At 64.0% G+C, this 19,003-nt stretch carries 16 protein-coding genes; 3 read left to right on the top strand and 13 right to left on the bottom strand.

Going from position 1 to position 19,003, the window contains the following annotated elements:
• Positions 1-35: 35 nt before the first annotated feature.
• The 4 genes from ACSFA8_RS15545 to ACSFA8_RS15530 are packed head-to-tail and all read right to left on the bottom strand — an operon-like array spanning position 36 to position 4,208.
• Positions 36-683, bottom strand: coding sequence for a class II aldolase/adducin family protein (locus ACSFA8_RS15545; protein ID WP_435480399.1), 648 nt, complete (start codon positions 681-683; stop codon positions 36-38).
• Entirely contained in the window at positions 680-1,996 is a 1,317-nt protein-coding gene (otnK, locus tag ACSFA8_RS15540) for a 3-oxo-tetronate kinase (RefSeq protein ID WP_435480398.1), read from the bottom strand. The genes ACSFA8_RS15545 and otnK overlap by 4 nt, the downstream gene beginning before the upstream one ends.
• Positions 1,993-2,898, bottom strand: coding sequence for an L-threonate dehydrogenase (ltnD, locus tag ACSFA8_RS15535; protein ID WP_435480397.1), 906 nt, complete (start codon positions 2,896-2,898; stop codon positions 1,993-1,995). Before ltnD ends, otnK begins: the two co-directional genes overlap by 4 nt.
• The gene (locus ACSFA8_RS15530) at positions 2,895-4,208 is read right to left on the bottom strand and encodes an MFS transporter (protein ID WP_435480396.1); all 1,314 of its coding nucleotides are present in this window, start codon (positions 4,206-4,208) and stop codon (positions 2,895-2,897) included. Before ACSFA8_RS15530 ends, ltnD begins: the two co-directional genes overlap by 4 nt.
• 190 nt (positions 4,209-4,398) lie before the next feature.
• On the opposite strand from ACSFA8_RS15530, the gene ACSFA8_RS15525 reads away from it, so the two are divergent.
• A complete protein-coding gene (locus tag ACSFA8_RS15525; protein ID WP_435480395.1) occupies positions 4,399-5,415 on the top strand; it encodes a LacI family DNA-binding transcriptional regulator in 1,017 nt (338 codons plus the stop codon).
• Positions 5,416-5,500: 85 nt separating this feature from the next.
• Positions 5,501-7,837 carry an ATP-dependent DNA helicase gene (locus tag ACSFA8_RS15520; protein WP_435480394.1) on the top strand — a complete coding sequence of 779 codons (2,337 nt, stop codon included), beginning with the start codon at positions 5,501-5,503 and terminating at the stop codon, positions 7,835-7,837.
• Positions 7,838-7,863: 26 nt separating this feature from the next.
• Here ACSFA8_RS15520 and ACSFA8_RS15515 read toward each other — a convergent pair whose 3' ends face one another.
• The 9 genes from ACSFA8_RS15515 to ACSFA8_RS15475 all read right to left on the bottom strand — a co-directional run bounded on the left by ACSFA8_RS15515 (position 7,864) and on the right by ACSFA8_RS15475 (position 18,040).
• A complete protein-coding gene (locus ACSFA8_RS15515) occupies positions 7,864-9,138 on the bottom strand; it encodes a phospholipase D-like domain-containing protein (protein WP_435480393.1) in 1,275 nt (424 codons plus the stop codon).
• Between the two features lie 19 nt (positions 9,139-9,157).
• Positions 9,158-10,933, bottom strand: coding sequence for an alkaline phosphatase D family protein (locus ACSFA8_RS15510; protein WP_435480392.1), 1,776 nt, complete (start codon positions 10,931-10,933; stop codon positions 9,158-9,160).
• Positions 10,934-11,130: 197 nt separating this feature from the next.
• Positions 11,131-11,958, bottom strand: coding sequence for an arylamine N-acetyltransferase family protein (locus ACSFA8_RS15505; protein WP_435480391.1), 828 nt, complete (start codon positions 11,956-11,958; stop codon positions 11,131-11,133).
• Between the two features lie 420 nt (positions 11,959-12,378).
• Positions 12,379-12,708, bottom strand: coding sequence for an L-rhamnose mutarotase (locus ACSFA8_RS15500; protein WP_435480390.1), 330 nt, complete (start codon positions 12,706-12,708; stop codon positions 12,379-12,381).
• A gap of 45 nt (positions 12,709-12,753) precedes the next feature.
• Positions 12,754-13,530 carry an SDR family oxidoreductase gene (locus ACSFA8_RS15495; protein WP_435480389.1) on the bottom strand — a complete coding sequence of 259 codons (777 nt, stop codon included), beginning with the start codon at positions 13,528-13,530 and terminating at the stop codon, positions 12,754-12,756.
• 78 nt (positions 13,531-13,608) lie between these two features.
• The gene (locus ACSFA8_RS15490; protein WP_435480388.1) at positions 13,609-14,568 is read right to left on the bottom strand and encodes an ABC transporter substrate-binding protein; all 960 of its coding nucleotides are present in this window, start codon (positions 14,566-14,568) and stop codon (positions 13,609-13,611) included.
• Between the two features lie 31 nt (positions 14,569-14,599).
• Complete coding sequence (locus tag ACSFA8_RS15485; protein WP_435480387.1) at positions 14,600-15,628, bottom strand: ABC transporter permease; 1,029 nt, start codon at positions 15,626-15,628, stop codon at positions 14,600-14,602.
• A 17-nt stretch (positions 15,629-15,645) separates the two neighbouring features.
• A complete protein-coding gene (locus ACSFA8_RS15480; RefSeq protein WP_435480386.1) occupies positions 15,646-17,157 on the bottom strand; it encodes a sugar ABC transporter ATP-binding protein in 1,512 nt (503 codons plus the stop codon).
• Between the two features lie 7 nt (positions 17,158-17,164).
• Positions 17,165-18,040 carry an amidohydrolase family protein gene (locus tag ACSFA8_RS15475; RefSeq protein WP_435480385.1) on the bottom strand — a complete coding sequence of 292 codons (876 nt, stop codon included), beginning with the start codon at positions 18,038-18,040 and terminating at the stop codon, positions 17,165-17,167.
• A 144-nt stretch (positions 18,041-18,184) separates the two neighbouring features.
• On the opposite strand from ACSFA8_RS15475, the gene ACSFA8_RS15470 reads away from it, so the two are divergent.
• On the top strand, positions 18,185-18,997 hold the full coding sequence (locus ACSFA8_RS15470; protein ID WP_435480384.1) for an IclR family transcriptional regulator: 813 nt from the start codon (positions 18,185-18,187) through the stop codon (positions 18,995-18,997).
• Positions 18,998-19,003 lie beyond the last annotated feature (6 nt).

Below are 19,003 nucleotides of genomic sequence, written 5' to 3'. Positions count from 1 at the left end.
CGTCGTTCTCCTATAAGTCGCGGGGCAGGGCGTGCTCACCACTGCGCGCCGAAGTGGCTGCGCAGTTCATTTATCTGCGTGCCTGTCAGGGGTGTGGGGCGCGTCATCAGCCAAAGCCGCGCGGTCTCCTCGAGTTCTTCGAGTACCGCGCTGGCCTGCGCCGGATCGGAGTGCCACACGTTGGGACCGAGGCGCTCCATCATCACGGCGCGGATTGGCGTGCCGGCCGCACGCATGTGCTCGATGCGCCGGGCCACCTCGTCACCCATCGCAGGGTCGCCTGGCCGGCAGTAGGGGATCAGCGGGACGTGGCCAACCTTCATCACAAAGTAGGGCGTGATGGGAGGAACCACGTCATCCGCATTGCTGACGCCCGCAAGCGTCAGTGCAACCAGATGGGTCGAGTGGGTGTGGATCACGCAGCGCGCATCTGGATCGGCCGCATAGATGCGGCGATGCAGCGTCAGCGTCTTGGATGCGCGGTCGCCGCCTGTCTGCACGCCATCGTGGTTGACCTCCGCCAATCGCGCTGGGTCCAGGCTGCCCAGGCAGGCGTCGGTCGGCGTGATCAGGAAGCCGCTGTCGATGCGCACACTGATGTTGCCCGCCGTGGCATGCACGTATCCACGAGCGAACAGCGATGCGCCGACGCGGCAGATTTCCTCGCGCAGGGCGCTGGTCATGCCGCCTCCAGCCGATCGAAGGCCTTGGTGAAAAAGTCCGTGGTTCCGAAGTTGCCGGACTTCAATGCCACATGCAGCGTCTCGCCAGCACAAGCCGGCGACTGCACGGCCGTCCACGGCACGCCCGGGTCGATCTGCGGGCCGATGCTCATCTGGCGGACCTTGAGCTCGCGCACCACGGCGCCCGACGTCTCGCCGCCGGCCACAACCAGTTGCCGCACGCCGCGCCCGACCAGGCCCAGCGCGATGCTCGACAGAGTCTGTTCGACCATCTCGCCGGCCCGGGCGACACCGAGTTGCACCTGCACGTCCTTGACCGCAGCCGACTCGGCGGTGGCATACACCAGCACCGGCCCCTCGGACACATGCCGGGCGGCCCAGACCAAAGCCTCGCCGACCACGTCATCGCCGGCAGCTATCGCCAGCGGGTCGACCGCAAAGCTCGGCCGCCCACTGCGCTTGAAGTGCAGCACCTGCGCGTTCGTCGTCTGCGAGCAGCTCCCCGATACGACCGCCCGAAAACCAGCAGCCGGCGGCAGCGTGTCGGCCCGTGCGCCCGCAGCATCCCGCCTAACGGAAGGCCAGTTCTGCGGCAGACCGATCGCCACGCCGGAACCGGCGGTCAGCAGGGGCATGCCTTGCAACGCCGCGCCGATGTGCATCAGGTCCGCGTTCGAGACCGCATCGACGACCGCAATCCGAACCCCTTCAGCCTGCAGCGCCGCAAAGCGCTCGCGAATGGCGTGCGCACCCTGCGCGACCACGTCATAGGCCACCAGGCCGACCTTGTGCTTAGTCTGCAACTGAAGCACGCGCACCAGGTTGGCATCCGTCATCGGCGTCAGCGGATGGTTGCGCATGCCGCTGTCGCTGAGCAGTTGGTCGCCGACGAACAGATGGCCCTTGAAGACGGTGCGCTGGTTCTCCGGAAATGCCGGGCAGGCGATAGTGAAGCCGCCTTCCTGCAAATCGGACAATGCATCCAGCAGCGCATCGGTGACGGGACCGATGTTGCCCTCGGGCGTGGAGTCGAAGGTCGAGCAGTACTTGAAGTAGACCTGCTGCACGCCCTGAGCACGCAGCCAGCGCAGCGCGGCCAGCGATTGGGCCACTGCGTCGGCGGGCGCAACGGTGCGCGATTTCAGCGCGACCACGATCGCATCGGCTTCGACCGCTGCCGCTTCGTCCTCGGGCACGCCGATGATCTGTACGGTGCGCATGCCGCCCCGCACCAGGTTGTTGGCCAGATCCGTGGCGCCGGTAAAGTCGTCGGCAATGCAGCCGAGCAAGGGTTTTCGTTGGCGCTCGTTCATTCCTCGCCTTTCGGCAGTTCGATGCCGGGGAAGATCTTGATCACCGCCGAATCGTCTTCCTTCGCATAGCCGGCCGTCGATGCCTGCATGAACATCTGGTGCGCCGTGCTCGCGAGCGGCAGCGGGAATTTGCTGGCGCGCGCGGTATCGAGCACCAGTCCGAGATCCTTGACGAAGATGTCGACGGCGGAGAGCGGCGTGTAGTCGGCCTTCAGGACGTGGGCCATCCGGTTCTCGAACATCCAGCTGTTGCCCGCGCTGTTCGTGATGACCTCGTACAGGGCTGCGGCATTCACGCCTTCACGCAAGCCAAGAGCCATTGCTTCGGCCGCCGCGGCGATATGAACACCGGCCAGCAACTGGTTGATGATCTTGACCTTGCTGCCGTTGCCTGCCGTGTCGCCCAGCCGGTAAACCTTGGCGGCCATCGCTTCCAGCAGTCCCTCGCAGCAAGCATAGGCAGCGGGCTTTCCAGAGGTCATCATCGTCATGTCACCGGAGGCCGCCTTGGCGGCGCCGCCGGAGATGGGCGCATCCAGATAGTGCAGACCCAGGGCCTCGAGTCGTGCTTCGAAGGCAATCGACATATTGGGATCCACCGTGGAGCACATCACGAACAGACTGCCGGCGGCCATGGCCGCGGCCGCGCCGTCGGGACCAAACAGCACAGCTTCTGTTTGCTGCGCGTTGACGACCACCGACACCACGACCGTGCAGGCCCGGGCGACCTCGGCGGGCGAGGCACATGCGACGCCGCCTTCGCGGGCGAATGCCGCGGCCGCACCCGGTCGCGCATCGCACACATGCACGGTGTGCCCCGCACGCCGCAATGATTTCGCCATGCCCGAACCCATGGCGCCAAGACCGATGACTCCGATATTGCTCACGTACTCTCTCCTCAACGATTTACCAACTTGGCCGGCGTCCGCAGTACCGCGACGGCTCCGACAACCAACATGCCAGCCAGCACATACATGCCGCTTTGCGTGCTTTGCGTTGCATCCTTCAGCAAGCCGATCAGGTAGGGACTCACAAAGCCGGCCAGATTGCCCACCGAATTGATCGCCGCGATGCCTACGGCAGCGGCTGCACCCGAAAGAAACGAAGTCGGCAGCGACCAAAAGAGCGGCGCACAGGTCAGTACGCCCGCGGCGGCCAACGAGAGTGCCGCGACGGAGATGACGGTGTTGTGCACGAACGAAGCCGCGATGACGAAGCCAAGCGCGCCGAACAAGGCCGGCACAACCAGGTGCCAACGGCGTTCGCGGCGGGCATCAGCGCTGCGACCGATCAGATTCATGGCCACGATGGCGCAGCCAAAAGGAATCGCGCTGAAGAGCCCGATGTTGAGGTTGCCGGTGACGCCGGTGGCTTTGATCAGCGTCGGCATCCAGAACGTCAGGCCGTATTGGCCCATCACGAAGCAGAAGTAGATCAGGCACATCAGCCAAACGCGCCGGTCGCTGAAGATGGCGCCAATGGAGTGCTTGCTTTCGGTGCCCTTCTGATCGGCGGCGATCTCGCGCTCGAGCAGTTGCTTTTCGCGCTCATCGAGCCACTTCGCGCTGCGAATGCCGTTGTCAAGACAGGCCAGCACGACCAGTCCCATCACCAGCGCAGGCAGGGCCTCGATGATGAACATCCACTGCCAGCCGTGGAAGCCGCTGGCGCCTTGAAAGAAATCCATGATCCAGCCAGACAGCGGGTTGCCGAAAATGCCCGCCACGGGAATCGCGGACATGAACAGGGCAATGATCTTTGCGCGGCGCTGGGCCGGGTACCAGTACGTCAGGTAGAGGATCACGCCGGGGTAGAAGCCTGCCTCGGCAATCCCGAGCAGAAAGCGCATCACGTAGAAGGTGGTTGGTGTTTGCACCCACGCGAAGGCGGCCGACATCAACCCCCAGGTAATCATGATTCGGGCGATCCACACTCGCGCGCCCAGACGGTGCAAGAGGATGTTGCTCGGCACTTCAAACAGGAAGTAACCGATGAAGAACAGGCCGGCCCCCAGACCGAAGACGGTTTCGCTGAAGGCCAGGTCCTGAGACATCTGCAGCTTTGCGAAACCCACATTGACACGATCGAGGTACGCAACCACGTAGCAGAGCATGAGCAACGGAACGATGCGCCAAAACACTTTGGCGTAGGTTTGGTCGGTTTCGGCGACGAGGGCAGCCTCCTTGCCGGAGGTTGCGGTCAATGCGGTCATAGGGTCTCCTTGTGTGTGTTTCATCAGTTTGTTTACGCAACCACATCATTTGTTTGCGCAAACAATGCATTTTGGTGGTATTGTTTACGCAAACAAATAGGTATGAACCCTGAAATCAATCCAGGAGGCTGAAGGGCTGATCCGATGCGGCCGCTATGCTTGCCTAGAGCAATAAGGACCCAGGAGAACAATGAAAGAGCAATCCGAACCGACTCCCTCGATCACTCTGGAGGATGTGGCGCGCCTCGCCGGCGTCAGCGGCATGACGGTGTCGCGCGTGCTGCAAGACCACGTCAACGTCTCCGAGCAGACCCGAGCAAAGGTTCAGGCCGCAGTGACCGCCCTCGGCTACGTGCCAAATCGCTTGGCTGGCGCGCTGACCACGGCGAAGACGCGGTTGATTGCAGTGATAGTCCCGTCACTCAGCAACATCGTCTTTCCGGAAGTGCTTCGAGGCGCCAACGAGTGCTTCGTAGCCGCTGGCTACCAGGCTGTCATCGGTGTTTCGGACTACGACCTCGAGAAGGAAGAACGGATCATTGCCGCGATGCAGGCCTGGCGTCCGTCAGGCTGGATTCTTGCCGGGCTCGAGCACACGCCCCGTGCCCAGCAGATGTTGCGCGAGGTTCGCGGTCCAGTGGTTGAGGTGATGGACTCTGACGGAGAGCCGATTGACATGTCCGTCGGGTTCTCGAACACCCAAGCGGGCCGCGATATGGGACAGTTTCTTGCCGATACGGGGCGCCGCCGAGTCGGTTACGCAGGCGGTGATCTGAGTGGAGACCTGCGCGCCGCCAAGCGGCTAAAGGGCTTTGAACAAGCACTGGCAGAAAACGGCTTGGAACTGAAGGCCCGCTTCACGGCGCAGCAGGCCTCGTCGTTCCTGCTCGGGCGATCCGGTTTGGCGCAACTGCTCGAACGCCATCCGGACTTGGATGCCGTTTACTTCTCGAACGACGACATGGCTGTCGGTGGGCTGATGCATTGCATGGTCGAGGGCGTGGAGGTGCCCGGGCGCCTGGCGCTCGCGGGATTCAACGGACTGGAAATAGGCGAAACCCTGCCACAGCGGCTGACGACCATCAGGTCGCCGCGGTATCGCATTGGGCAACTCGCAGCCGAGCACATCCTTGCCAGGTTGGCCGGGAAAGTTCCACCACTCCGGCTGGACTTGGGGTACGAGTTCATTGCCGGACAGACGACATAGCGTCGGGCCGGCGTTGGTTGCCAAAGCAAGGCGTGCAATTCTGCGGGGGCGTCTCAGCCTTCATGCGCTGGCACAATGACTGGATATGCATACAGCCTTGGTGCCCTCGGCCGGGCCCTTTGTCGCCGCCATGACGGTGTCGGTTCGCACGCTTTGCGCATTCGCAGCCAAGGCTGGCGATCTGGACATCCGTTTCGTGCCTGCGCCGAGCGCGCTGGAGGGAATGGCAGGCCACAGGCTGGTTCAGGCCCGACGCGGTCCTGGCTATCAGAAGGAAGTGGCGCTGACCAGTCGCTGCGATTCGCTGCAGGTGAGGGGGCGTGCCGATGGGTTTGATGCGGACAGGGGCCGTGTGGAAGAAATCAAGACCTTCCGCGGCGACTTCGAGGCCATGCGTTCGAACCACCGCGCGCTGCACTGGGCGCAGGCCCGGTGCTATGGCTGGATGCTGTGCGAGCAGGAGTCGCTGGCCTCGATCACGGTCGCGCTGGTCTATCTTGAGATCGCGACGGGCGAAGAGACGGTGCTCGAGGCACGCTGCACGCGCGAGGCGCTGCGTGCCGACTTCGAGGCGCTGTGCGCGAAGTTCATGGGATGGGCCAGGCAAGAGGAGACCCGGCGCGCCGCGCTGATCGCGCAGCTGGATACGCTGGCCTTCCCGCACGCCGGCTTTCGCGCAGGCCAACGCGAACTGGCGCAGGGTGTCTACCGCGCGGCGAGCGCACAGCGCTGCCTGATCGCACAGGCGCCCACGGGCATCGGCAAAACAGTCGCGACCCTCTACCCACTGCTGCGAGGATGGTCGACCCACAAGACCGACAAGATCTTCTACCTCACCGCGAAGACACCCGGCCGCGCGGTAGCGCTGCAGGCGCTCGACCTGATCGGCGCCGGCTCCGGTGCGCTGCGGGTGCTCGAACTCACCGCTCGCGACAAGGCCTGCGAGTACCCGGGCCGCGCCTGCAGCGGCGAGTCCTGCCCCTTGGCGCGTGGTTTCTACGACCGGCTGGCGGCCGCGCGCGAGACGGCAGCAACTGCGCGCCGGCTGGATCGTGCGCGCCTGCGCGAGATTGCGCTGGCGCATTCGGTGTGCCCGTACTACCTGGCCCAGGAGATGGTGCGCTGGAGCGACGTGGTGGTCGCGGACTACAACTACTACTTTGACAGCAGCGCGCTGTTGTACGCACTCGCGCAACAGGAAGAGTGGCGCGTGGCGGTTCTGGTGGACGAGGCGCACAACCTGCTCGAACGCGCGCGTGGCATGTATTCGGCGACGCTGAATGAGGGGCTGCTCGCAGGCGCGCAGCGAGCAGCCCCGGGCCCCATCAAGCGCATACTGGCGGCGGTGCAGCGCGAGTGGCAGGGTGTCCAGAATTCCCAGCAGTGCGCTTACGAAGCGCGTGAGGCGATACCCGAGCGATTCCATCGTTCGCTCGAAGCTGCCGTGAGCACGATCGCCGAACACCTCGCGGTTGTTCCGCCTCCAACGGAAGGATCGCTGCTGCGCATCTTTTTCGACATGCTGCATTTCGCACGCATGGCTGAATCCTTCGGCCTGCATTCGGTGTTCGAGAGCGCGCTGGGATCCGAGGGGGAGGGCACGCTTTCGCTGCGCAACCTGGTGCCGGCACCGTTTCTCAAGAGCAGATTCGCCGCGTCGATCACGACCGTCTGCTTCTCCGCCACCATCGCGCCGTTCGGCTTCTATCGCGACGTTCTCGGCCTGCCGGACGGCAGCGCTGAACTCGATGTGGTTTCACCTTTCCGGGCGGATCAGTTGCATGTGCGCGTCGCGTTGGACCTGTCCACTCGGTTCGGCGACCGGGCTCGCTCGCTGCACGCCCTGACCGCCTTGATCGGATCGCAATTCCGCAAACAGCCCGGCAACTACCTCGCGTTCTTCAGCAGCTTCGCCTACCTGGAACAGGCCCACACCTTGTTCAGGCGACACCACCCCGACGTCGCGACCTGGGCACAGTCGAGCGGCATGCCGGAAGCGGATCGGGAGACGTTCGCCGCACGGTTCGTCGCGGGTGGCCAAGGCATCGGCTTCGCCGTGCTGGGCGGTGCTTTCGGGGAGGGGCTGGATCTGCCCGGTGACCGGTTGATCGGGGCATTCATCGCCAGTCTCGGTCTGCCCGAGCACGACGCCATGAACGAGGTGATGTGCGCCCGAATGGAGGTGTTGTTCGGCGCTGGCTACGACTACACCTACCTGTTTCCGGGGTTGCGCAAGGTCGTACAGGCCGCAGGTCGCGTCATCCGGACAGAACACGATGCGGGCGTGGTTCATCTGATGGACGATCGCTTTGCGCGGCCCGAGATTCGCCGCCTGCTGCCAGCGTGGTGGCGCGTCGAGACTGGAGGGGCAGGGCGGGGCGCCCGATCACCCGGATCGCCGCCTCGAGATCTGCAGCAGTGAACGAACTTGGTTCCCGTTCCGCGCCGTCAGAGTTGCATGGCAAACAGCGAGGCCAGCCGCTCCATGGCCTTTTCGCGCAGGGGGCGCTTCTGCCAATCCTCTAGAGTGACGCGTTTTGACTGCCTGAGGTCGGCTTCGAACTGCGCGGTCTGCGCCGCGGCGAAATCCGCGTCGTAGATGTTCAGGTTCGCCTCGTCGTTCAGACGGAAAGAGCGGTTGTCGAAGTTCGTGGAGCCCACTGACACCAGCAGTCCGTCGACCGTAAACACCTTGCAATGGAACATCGTCGGTTGATATTCGCTTATCTGCGCCCCGGCTGCGAGCAGGGGCCCCCAACTGGCGCGTGAGGCCGCCCGCACGGTCTTCGAGTCAATGATCGGTCCCGGTGTGATGATGCGAACGCGTACACCGCGGCGCATGGCGGCGACGAGAGTGTCGACGGTCAGGTCGTCGGGCACGAAGTAGGCGCTCGACAAGTCAATGCTCTTGGTGGCTGCAGCGATTGACAGCAGGTACATCAGGCGCATGCTTTCGCTACCGCCTGAAGGCGAGCTGCTGAATATCTGGGCGCGTCCCTGGCCCGCTTCGGCCAAGGCCGGAAAATAGCGCTCTCCGTGCAGCACGTCGCCAGACGCCTTGATCCAGTTGTCCATGAAAACGGCCTGCATCTGCGCCACTGCAGGTCCCTCGAGCAGGAAGTGCGAATCGCGCCAGTGCTGCGGGTCCTCCGCGCGGCCGGTCCATTCGGGGGCGATGCCGACGCCGCCGGTGAAGCCGATGCGCCCGTCGACGACGAGCAGCTTGCGGTGAGTGCGATTGTTCAGGCGCGTAATGTCATACCAGCTCGGCTTGTGGAACTTGCGGATCTCGACACCGGCCGATTCCATCTCGGTGAGAAACGCCTGCTCGATCTTCGAACTGCCCACCCAGTCAAGCAGCACGTGAACCTTGACGCCGGCGCGGGCGCGCTCGGACAGTGCATCGGCGAACGACTTGCCGATCTCGCCCGACCAATAGATATAGGTTTCGAAAGTGATGGACTGCTTGGCGCTGCGGATGGCCGCCAGCATGGGGGGGAAAATCTGGTCGCCATTGTGCAGAGCTTCGAAGCGATTGCCTTGCAGGATCGGCGGGCCGAGCAGCACACCGAGGGCGCGCTGATACTGGGCATCGTGCAGCCCGTACTCGCGCTTGATCTGCTCGTCGAGCTTCTTTTCGCCGCTGGTGAAGTTGAGCACCAGCAGCGTCGCCGCGACGCTCAGCAGGAAGGTCCAGACGGCGGTCTTGAGTTGTTTGCTCACGTGGCAAGGCGGGTGATGCTCACACAGGCAGTACGTCGAGATTGGCCGCACCCGGCAAGGCGTGCAGGCTCTTCGCGACGCGCGCAGTGTAGGAGCGGCTGAATACGGTGCTGACCTCCGTCCAGTCGGCACGGGCTTCGGAGGGCGTGAGCGTCAACACCAGGTAACCACGCTTGTTGGTTTCCGCATAGCGCAGGTCCTTCACCATCTTGGGAAACGCCTCCGTCAAGGCCGGGCCGGAAATCAGTGGCAGCAGAATTTCGAGGCCGGGCGAGCTGATCGAGGCGCACGCAAACTCGACTCCGACACGCTGGCCGGTGACATCGGTCAAGTTGCTGGCCCATGCGTTGTGCGTATCGCCGGCCAGTGCGACGAGGTTCTTGCCCATCGAGCGGGCGCCGGCCAGCACGGTCTCGCGCGCGGCGGGATAGCCATCCCATGCATCGAGGTTGTAGGGCACCCGCTGCTGTGCCAGCAGGGCGCGCTGGCTGTCGCTGCGCAAGGGCTCCGGCGTTGATTGCGCCAGCAGGAATTCGCCCACCGTCTCCGCCGTGAACGCGCTCGCAACGCTCAGCGGTATCTCCATGCGTGCCATCAGGACTTGCTGCCCGAGCACCTGCCAGGTGGCGCCGGAGGCGGCCATTCGCGCCGACAACCAATCCGATTGCTCGGTGCCCAGGAGCTGACGCGATGCGCTGCTGGCTGCGCCGTCGAGGTACTGGTCCAGCGTGACCTGCTGGTCACGTCCGAACAGCCGTGTGTCCAGCATGTGCAGCGACGCGAGCGTACCGAAGTCGAAGGAGCGGTAGATCTTCAACGGATTGGCGGGGTCGGGCATCCGTACGGGAAGCCATTCGCGATAGGCTTGGATGGCCGCGGCACGTCGGGCAGCGAAGCTGCCTTCGGTGGCCGGATCGTGGTTGGCAGCGCCGCCAGACCACGCGTTGTTGGCCACATCATGGTCGTCCCACACGGCGATCACCGGCATCTTCGCGTGCAGCGCGACCAGGTCCGCGTCGGTGCGGTACTGCGCATGGCGCCGCCGGTAGTCGTCGAGCGTCAACAACTCATTCGGCGGCTGCGATTCGCGGTCGATCGCAATCGCGAGCTGCGACGCGAAGCCCAACGGCCCGTACTCGTAGATGTAGTCACCCAAGTGCAGCACCAGATCGACATCCGGGCGCTTGGCCAATTCCGCGTACACGTTGAAGTAGCCGGCCGGGAAGTTCGAGCAGGAAACCACCCCCAGCCGCATTAGCGGCACATTGCCCACGGGCAAGGTCTTCGTGCGGCCGGTTGGCGACGGCTCCGAGCCGACGTAGAAGCGGTAGTAATACACGCTGGCGGCCAGCAGGCCGGTGGCGTCGACCTTGACGGTGTAGTCCTGGTCGGGGCCCGTGCTGACGGTGCCGCGCGCCACGATGGCGCCGAAGTTCGCATCGCTCGCGACTTCCCAGCCGAGGCTCAGCGTGCCGGGACTCGCCACGGTGACGCGGGTCCACAGGATGACACGGTCGGGCAGGGGGTCGCCGCTTGCCACCCCGTGCACAAACGGGCTCGTGGTTGCGCCGGGCGGCCCGCCACCGCCACCCCCGCCACCCCCGCCACCGCCGAAACCGCCGCCGTCCCCGCCACCGCCGCCACAGCCGGACACGCTGACGCCGGTGCCCACGAACATCGCATAGAGAATCGCGCCCCGTATGAGCGAGCGACGGGAGGGCTCTGATCCGAAGGGGGGTCGCCGTTCTGAATCCGCGTCGGGTTCGGGTTGGTCAGCGTCATTGGCGTCGCGCATGTCTCGCTCCTTGCCCAACACGGCAGCCGCACGTCGCGCACTTCTTCGTGTCGGTGGGGTGGCGGCATTGCAAGCCGGGCGAAGCGGATCCCTCGTAGGCCGGCGTCAGGGAGCGAGGTCGGCGAATTGCCCCATTCCGACTCAGATCCAGAACTGAATCGTGGGAACGATGCGGCATTTCTATGCGCGCGGACGCCTCAAGGGTCTGCGATAAGCCGCGCAACGATGTCCCGCAGATCCGGATGCTGAGGCATGCGAATGCCGAAGTCGCTTTGCAGCACGTCGATGACGGCGTCGACCTCGGTGAGTTGCCGTCGCTCGCTGGCCACACCCAATCGGTGGATGGCGTAGCTGCCATTGCCGAGCGTCCGGCGAAGCCCGGGCCCGGTGCGAGCCGCCACCAGGTGGCCGAGGAATGGGGAGTCCTCGTGCGTCGACACGTACCAGTTGCCCACGACGTAGTCGATGTCGGTCTGCGGCTGCAGGTCGAATACATACATGGCGCGCCAGCTGCCGGCGACCAGTGCCCGAAGGGTGTAGCTGCCCTCGTGGTGGGTCAAGCGATAGGGTTCATGCGCAGTGGCCTGTTCTTCTTCGGTGTCCACGCGCAGAGGTCCTGTGGGCACCATGCCTCCGAAACCGACATCGGTGATGTAGCGACTGCCGTCGAGCAAAACCGTCACGAGCATGTGAGTGCGTGGCGTCGATGCGTCCTCGGGGCCGCCCATCACGACGCGTCCGGTGATGCCCCGCGCATCGAATCCCAGGCGTCGAAGCAGCGCCAGATACAGGCGGTTGAGCTCGTAGCAGTAGCCGCCGCGCCCATCGTGCAGCATCTTCTTCGCAAGGGACGGAAGGTCGATCGGAACGGGAGCGCGCAGCATCGTCGACAGCGTCTCGAAGGGGAATGTGCTGGTGTGGCGGGCTTGCAGTGCGCGCAGTGTTTCCAGCGTCGGCGGCGGCGGCGCGCCATAGCCCAGCCGCCGCAAGTAGATGGAAATATCCTCCGGTTCCGTTTCGTTCATCGAGAAGTCCTTTCGCCCAAGGGAAGCAATCCGGCGGTGTCAGCATGAGTTCAATCCGGCATCGGGGTGGACACGCATGATCCAAGCCCTCACGCAACATGCAGGTTTGAGACGACAACCCCTGGATCAGACGCTCAAGCTGCCGTCGACTGAGGTCGACATGGTGATAGTTGCCGCCGGTGCTGCCATCGCTGTGCCTCGGACCCAGGAGCTGGATCGGGGCAACGATGCGACATTTCTATTCGGGCCAAACGGGACATCACTGTTTGGGGCCTACACGTTGTAGTTATACAATGTATATTATGTTAAATCAAATCAACGAGTCGGCATAAGCTAGATATTGAGAGCGAATGTCCGAAGTCGGCCAGGCCGTCAGCGCCCGCCGCTCATCGCGGAGTGATCTGTCCTAGGCCTGTCTTCCTACAACTCGAATATCCGACTCATCCCCACCCACTTCTCCCCCTCGGGCGTCCAAGGCGTCGGCGCCTGGAATTTCCACATCAATTCTTCCCACTCCCGAATCTTCGGATCGTCCCGCGCCGCAGCCGCCATCGCCTCGGCGTCGTACGACGCGTCGTCCGTCTCCATCAGCATCACCATCCGCGTGCCGAGCCGATAGATCTCCATTCCCGTCACGCCGTGCGCATACAGGTGCGTGCGCACCTCGAGCCAGATGTTGCGGTGATACGCCTCGTACTGCGCGATCAGCGTCGGGTCGTCTTTCAGATCAAGGGCAAGGCAGTGGCGCATGGGTCGTTCGATCCAGTAGTGATGAGAGAGAGGAAAAGTGGAAGATCAGGTCAGCGCCCGATCCAGATGCGTATACCCCCCATCCACGAACACCCACTGCCCCGTCGTGTGAGTGGCCTGCTCGGACAGCAGAAACACAACCGTGCTCGCAATCTCCTGTGGCGTGGTCATGCGGCGGCCGAGCGGGATCTTGTCGGTGATGGCGGCCAGCTTCTGGTCGGGTTCGTCGAATGCCGATATCCAGCGCTGGTACAGCGGCGTCATGACCTCGGCCGGTATCACGGCATTGACGCGCACGCCGTCCGGCGCGAGCGCTGCGGCCCACTCGCGCGTCAATGCCAACTGGGCGCCCTTGGCGGCGCAATAGCCGCTGGTGTTGCCCTGCCCTGTCAGCGCGGTCTTCGACGAGATGTTGACGATGGCGCCGCGGCTGGCCTTCAGGTGCGGCAAGCTGAAATGCGCCATCACGTAGTAGTGGATGAGATTGCGATCCAGCGATGCGATGAAGGCCTCGCGCCCCGCTTCGAGGCCGACGCTGTCGTTCACACCTGCGTTGTTGACGAGACCGTCGATGCGACCGAACTCCGCAACAGTGCTCTCGATGGCTTTGGCGCACGCCGCTTCTTCCATCAGCTCGAACTGAAGGAATCGCGCCCGCGGCTGCAATGCGCGCAGTTCCTCCTCGAACGACGCATCGAGCGGATTCTTGCCGCAGACCACTGGCACCGCTCCCTCGCGCGCGAGCGTGAGCGAAATAGCCGCGCCAATGCCGCTGCCACCGCCGGTGACCAGCACCACCTTGTCCTTCAGATTCAGATCCATGTTGTGCGATGCCTTTTTTCTTTAACCACGAAAGCGATAGCGCTCGAGCGATTCGGGCATCGAGAGGTGCTGCGGAGGTCAGTCATACAGCACAGCAGCGATCTGCGGATCGGCAATGTTGGTCTTGTCGTACCAGAAGTACCCGGTATCGACCACCTTGGGCAGCCTCTCGCCCTTGATCGCCTTCACCGCCATCTCCACTGTCTTGTAGCCCATGCCGACCGGGTTCTGCGTGATGGCGCCGGCCATGCTGCCGTCGATGATCGCGTTCTTCTGCTGCTTGCCGGAGTCGTAGCCGATGATCACGACCTTGCCGTTGCGCTTCATCTCCTTCACCCCGTTGACCACGCCGATGGCGGAGCCTTCGTTGGCGCCGAAGATGCCTTTCAGGTTCGGGTAGGCCTGCAGGATCGACTTGGTGATCTCGGTGGACTTCAACTGGTCGCCACCCCCGTACTGCACGCTCACGATCTTGATGTTCGGGTGGGCCGCCTTGATGCGGTTGACGAAGCCGTCACGCCGATCCACACCGGTACGGCTGGTCTGGTCGTGTACCACCAGCGCGACTTCGCCTGCCTTGCCGATCATGTCGGCCATCCTGTCGGCGGCGAGCGCGGCGGCGGCCTTGTTATTGGTCGTGGTGGTGGTCACGGGAATGTCGCTGTCCACACCCGAGTCGAAAGCCACCACGGGGATCTTCGCGGCCTTCGCCTTCTTCAGTAGCGGGATGGCGGCCTGGCTGTCGAGCGCAGCGAAGCCGATGGCTTGGGGTTTCTTCGCAAGCGCTGCGGCGAGCATGTCGATCTGCTTGTCGACCATCGCCTCCGTTTCCGGGCCTTCAAAAGTGACCTTCACCTTGAGGTCTTTCGCGGCCTGCTCGGCACCCGACTTCACGGCCTGCCAGAACTGGTGCTGGAAGCCCTTGGACACGAGCGGTATGTAGATCTCCTGCGTCTGCTGTGCCTGCGCCTGCGCAACACCCGACAGGCCGACGAGGGCTGCACCGATCGTGGTTGTGACTGCTCTTCTCTGGATCATGCGATGTCTCCTGTTGGTTGTAGAAATCGAATCAGTGCTTGCTGCCGCTGCGCCGGCGCAGGATGTCCGCGTACACGGCGAGGATGATGATCACGCCTGTGACCACCGTCTGCCACTCTTGCGCGACCGAGAGGATGCGCAGGCCGTTTGTCAGCACGCTCATGATGAAGGCGCCGATGATCGTGCCGACGATGGTGCCCGTCCCGCCGCTTAGCGAGGTGCCGCCGATCACCACCGCCGCAATCGCGTCGAGCTCGTAGCCCTGCCCCAGCGCGGGCTGCGCGGAGTTCAGGCGCGAGGCGATCAGCAGGCCCGCGATACCGCAGATGCCGCCGCTCACCGTGTAGACCACGACTTTCCAGAAATCGGTGTTCACACCCGAGAGGCGCACGGCCTCCTCGTTGCTGCCGAGCGCGAAGGTGTAGCGGCCCAGGATGGTCTTGTTGAGCACGATGCTCGCGGCAATCGCCACCAGGAACAGGATCAGCACCGCATTCGGAATCGGCAGCGAGGGAATGAAGTAGCCGATCAGCGAGTCCTGCGAGATCGCCGGAAAGTCTGGCGTGTCGTTGAAGTAGATCGGCTTGGTGCCCGAGATCACGAGCGACAGGCCCTTGAGCAGCATCATCATGCCGAGCGTGGCGATGAAGGGCGGGATCTTGAGCTTGGCGATCAGCACGCCCGAGACGAAGCCGGCCAACGCACCGAACAAGATCGCAGCCGCGATGCCCAGCGCGAGCGGCATGCCCATGTATGTGAGCACCACGCCGGCCATGACGGCGCAGAAGGTCATCAGCGTGCCCACCGAAAGATCAATGCCCGCGGTGATGATGACGAAGGTGCAGGCAATGGCCAGCACGCCGTTCACCGCGGTCGATTGCAGGATGCTCACGAGGTTGTCAGCCCGCAGGAACTGCGGCGACGCGAAGCTGAAGAACACCATCAGCGCGATCAGGCTGGCAAAGGCCAGCACCTTCTGCCGCGTGGCGGGCCTGAAGAGCCGCGCCTTCAGCGAGAAGCCGGGTGCGGGTGCGGGTGCGGTGGCGGTGCGGGTCGTCAAAGGGTCGTCTCCAGTCGTCATGTTGCGGGGGCAGCCTCGCGCCGGGTGGCAAGCTGCATGATCTTTTCCTGCGAGGCTTCGCGCCCCGCCAGTTCGCCGGTGATGCGGCCTTCGCACATCACGAGCACGCGGTGGCTTATGCGCAGGATTTCGGGCAGCTCCGAAGAGATGATCACGATGGCCTTGCCCTGCTCGGCCAGCGCATTCAGCAGGCGGTAGATCTCTGCCTTGGCCCCGACGTCGATGCCGCGCGTGGGCTCGTCGAAGAAGAGCACGCTGCAGTCGCGCAGCAGCCATTTGGCGATGACGATCTTCTGCTGGTTGCCGCCCGAGAGCAACCGCACCTGTTGGCGCACCGAGGGCGTCTTGATGTTGAGCTGCTTCACATAGCGCTCGGCGGCCGCCTCGATGGCAGACTGGTCGACGAAGACGCCCATCGACAGGAACTTCTTCATGCTCGGCAGCGTGATGTTGGTTTCCACGTCCATGCCGGTGGCCAGGCCGAAGTGCTTGCGGTCTTCGGAGAGATAGCCGATGCCGTGCGACACGGCATCTTCGGGCGATTTGATCGACACCTTCTTGCCGCGCACGCGAACCTCGCCCGAATCGATGGCATCGGCACCGAACACGGCGCGCGCAAGCTCGGTGCGGCCCGCGCCCATGAGCCCGGCAAAGCCCAGGATCTCGCCCCGGCGCAAGACGAAGCTCGCATCCCGCACCATCGCGCCGCGGTTGATGCCCCGGGCCTCGAGCACGATTTCGTTGCCCGAGGTGTCCGGAAAATCGTTCTCCACCTCAGTGAGCTGGCGCCCCACCATCATGGCGATCAAGGTGTCCATCGGCGTGTTGGCCATGGGCACGGTGGCGATGTACTGGCCATCGCGCATCACGGTCACGCGGTCGGCAATGCGCTTGAGCTCATCCATCTTGTGTGAGATGTAGACGATGGCCACGCCCTGCGACTTGAGCTGGCCGATGATGCGGAACAGGTCGGCCACCTCTTCGATGTTCAGCGCGGCGGTGGGTTCGTCCATGATGAGCACGCGCGAGTCGAACGAGAGCGCCTTGGCGATCTCCACCATCTGCTGCTTGGCCACCGTGAGTTCGCCCACGGGCGTGTTCGGGTCGAGCCGCAGGTGCATGCGCTCGAAGATGCGCTGTGCCTCGGTGCGCATCGCGTCCTCGTCGATGAAAACGCCGAAGCGCCCGCGCGGCTCGCGGCCGATGAAGATGTTCTGCGCGGCGCTCAGGTGGTTCATCAGGTTCAGCTCCTGATGGACGATCCCGATGCCCAGGGCCTGCGCCGCGCGCGGGCTCGCGATATCGACGGGCTGGCCGTCGAACATCACCTCGCCGGCGTCCTTGCGATAGACGCCTGCGAGCACTTTCATCAACGTGGATTTGCCCGCGCCGTTCTCGCCCATCAGCGCATGCACCTCGCCGGGAAGCAGATCGAACTGCGCTTTGTCGAGCGCACGCACGCCGGCGAAGGACTTGCAGAGGTCGCGGATGGTGACGATGGGTTGCATGGCGCGTTCAGCCCGTCGAGATCCCGTAGAAGCCTTGCGCGGTGCCGCGCCAGATTTGCGACTGCTCCCCGGCCGACAGGCGGCCGATGCAAGCCTCGCTGACCGCGACCCAGCCCGCGTAGTCACCGGCCAGCGTGAGCACGGGCCAGTCGCTGCCCCACATCAGGCGCGCGGGGCCGAAGCTTTCGAGCAATTGATCCCACACGGGGCGCACGGCACGCACCGCCGCATTGACATCGCCATGTGTTGATGGCGGCGCTTCGCCCCAGAGTCCGGAGAACTTGCAGCACACCTGCGGCAGCGCGGCGATCTCAGTCATGTCCTTGCGCCAGGCTGCGAAGGCCGCGCTGTCATGCGCGCCCACGGGCGGCTTGGCGGCGTGGTCGATCACCACGGGCAGTTGCGGCCAGTCTTTCAGGAAGCGCAGCAGCGCCGGCAGATGCCGCGGCTTCACCAGCGCATCGAAGCGCAGGCCCAGGCGCACCAACGCCTGAACCGCATCGGGACGCGGCATGCGCGCGATCCAGTCGTCATCGGGGAGGTCTTGCAGCATCGGCCGCACGCCCTTGAACTTGGGATGCAGCGCCATGCGTTCGAGCGAAACCACGGCATCGGCGCTGCTCAGGTCGACCCAGCCGACCACGCCGCCAATCAGGTCGTGCGCGGTGGCCAGTTCCAGCATGAAGTCCGTCTCGGCTTCCGATTCGGCGGCCTGCACCAGCACGGTTCGGTCGACGCCGTGGGTTTGCAGCGTCGGTGCGAGGTGCTCGGGGAGAAAGTCGCGCACCAGCGGCGCGAGGGCGGGCACATCGGCACGCAACCATGCGTAGTCGCCCCGTGCGGGCCGCCAGAAGTGCTGATGCGAGTCAATGCGCTGGATCATGGTCTCTGTGCAGCAATCCGCCTCATAATTCACCAATGCACTGATTATTCATATGCAAACTACCTTGCTGGGCATGACTTTCATAGTGGCTTTCCCCTAGTGGTTCCTGGTGAGGGAAACTCGCCCACTTTCTGCTGAATCCGGATGCACAAATTGCTTCGCTCCGACATTGCGCCGGCAACACCCGCTGACGACGGGGATCGCTATCGAGCCCCTGCTCTGGACAAAGGTCTGGACATCCTCGAGTTGCTGGCCGATCAGCCCGATGGTTTGACGCGCGGCGAAATCGTCAAAGCGCTGGAGCGCGGCCCCAGCGAGATCTATCGGATGCTGGAGCGGCTGGTCGCTCGGCACTACGTGGTGCGATCGCTGGCCGGAGATCGCTACAGCCTGAGCCTCAAGATGTTTGACTTGGCGCACCGGTATCCGCCAACCAGCCGGCTGGTGGCGCATGCGCTTCCGATCATGGATCGCTTCGTCAGGGACGCCGAGCAGTCATGCCATTTGGGTGTGTATGACCGTGGCAACGTGCAGATCATTGCGCAGGTCAGCAGCCCTTCTGCCAGTAGTTTGATGGTGCGGCCGGGCACGCGAGTCAATTTGATGGATACAGGTTCTGGCCAGGTTCTGCTGGCATGCGAAGCAGAAGAGCGGCGGCCCCGGATGGTGGCTGAGCACGTAGCACTGGACGGCGAGGTCCAGATACCGCCGAGCGAGCTGGAAACCATGCTGGAAGCGATCCGTACAACGGGCTACCGCCAGCGGGAAAGCCTGCAGTACTTTGGAGTGATCGACATTTCCTGCCCGATCCTTGGCCCGCATGGCTACGCGCTCGCCGTGCTGACCACACCCTACATTCGACGCATCGATCGCCATCCAACCCCGTCGCTCGACCGCGCACGCGAATTGATGCTGCAGGCTGCCCGCGACCTTTCCTTGGTAGCGACTGCCGACTGACGCGGC

Source organism: Variovorax nitratireducens (assembly GCF_051216545.1).
Classification (GTDB): domain Bacteria; phylum Pseudomonadota; class Gammaproteobacteria; order Burkholderiales; family Burkholderiaceae_C; genus Variovorax.
This window is presented reverse-complemented; position numbering and strand designations above follow the sequence as displayed.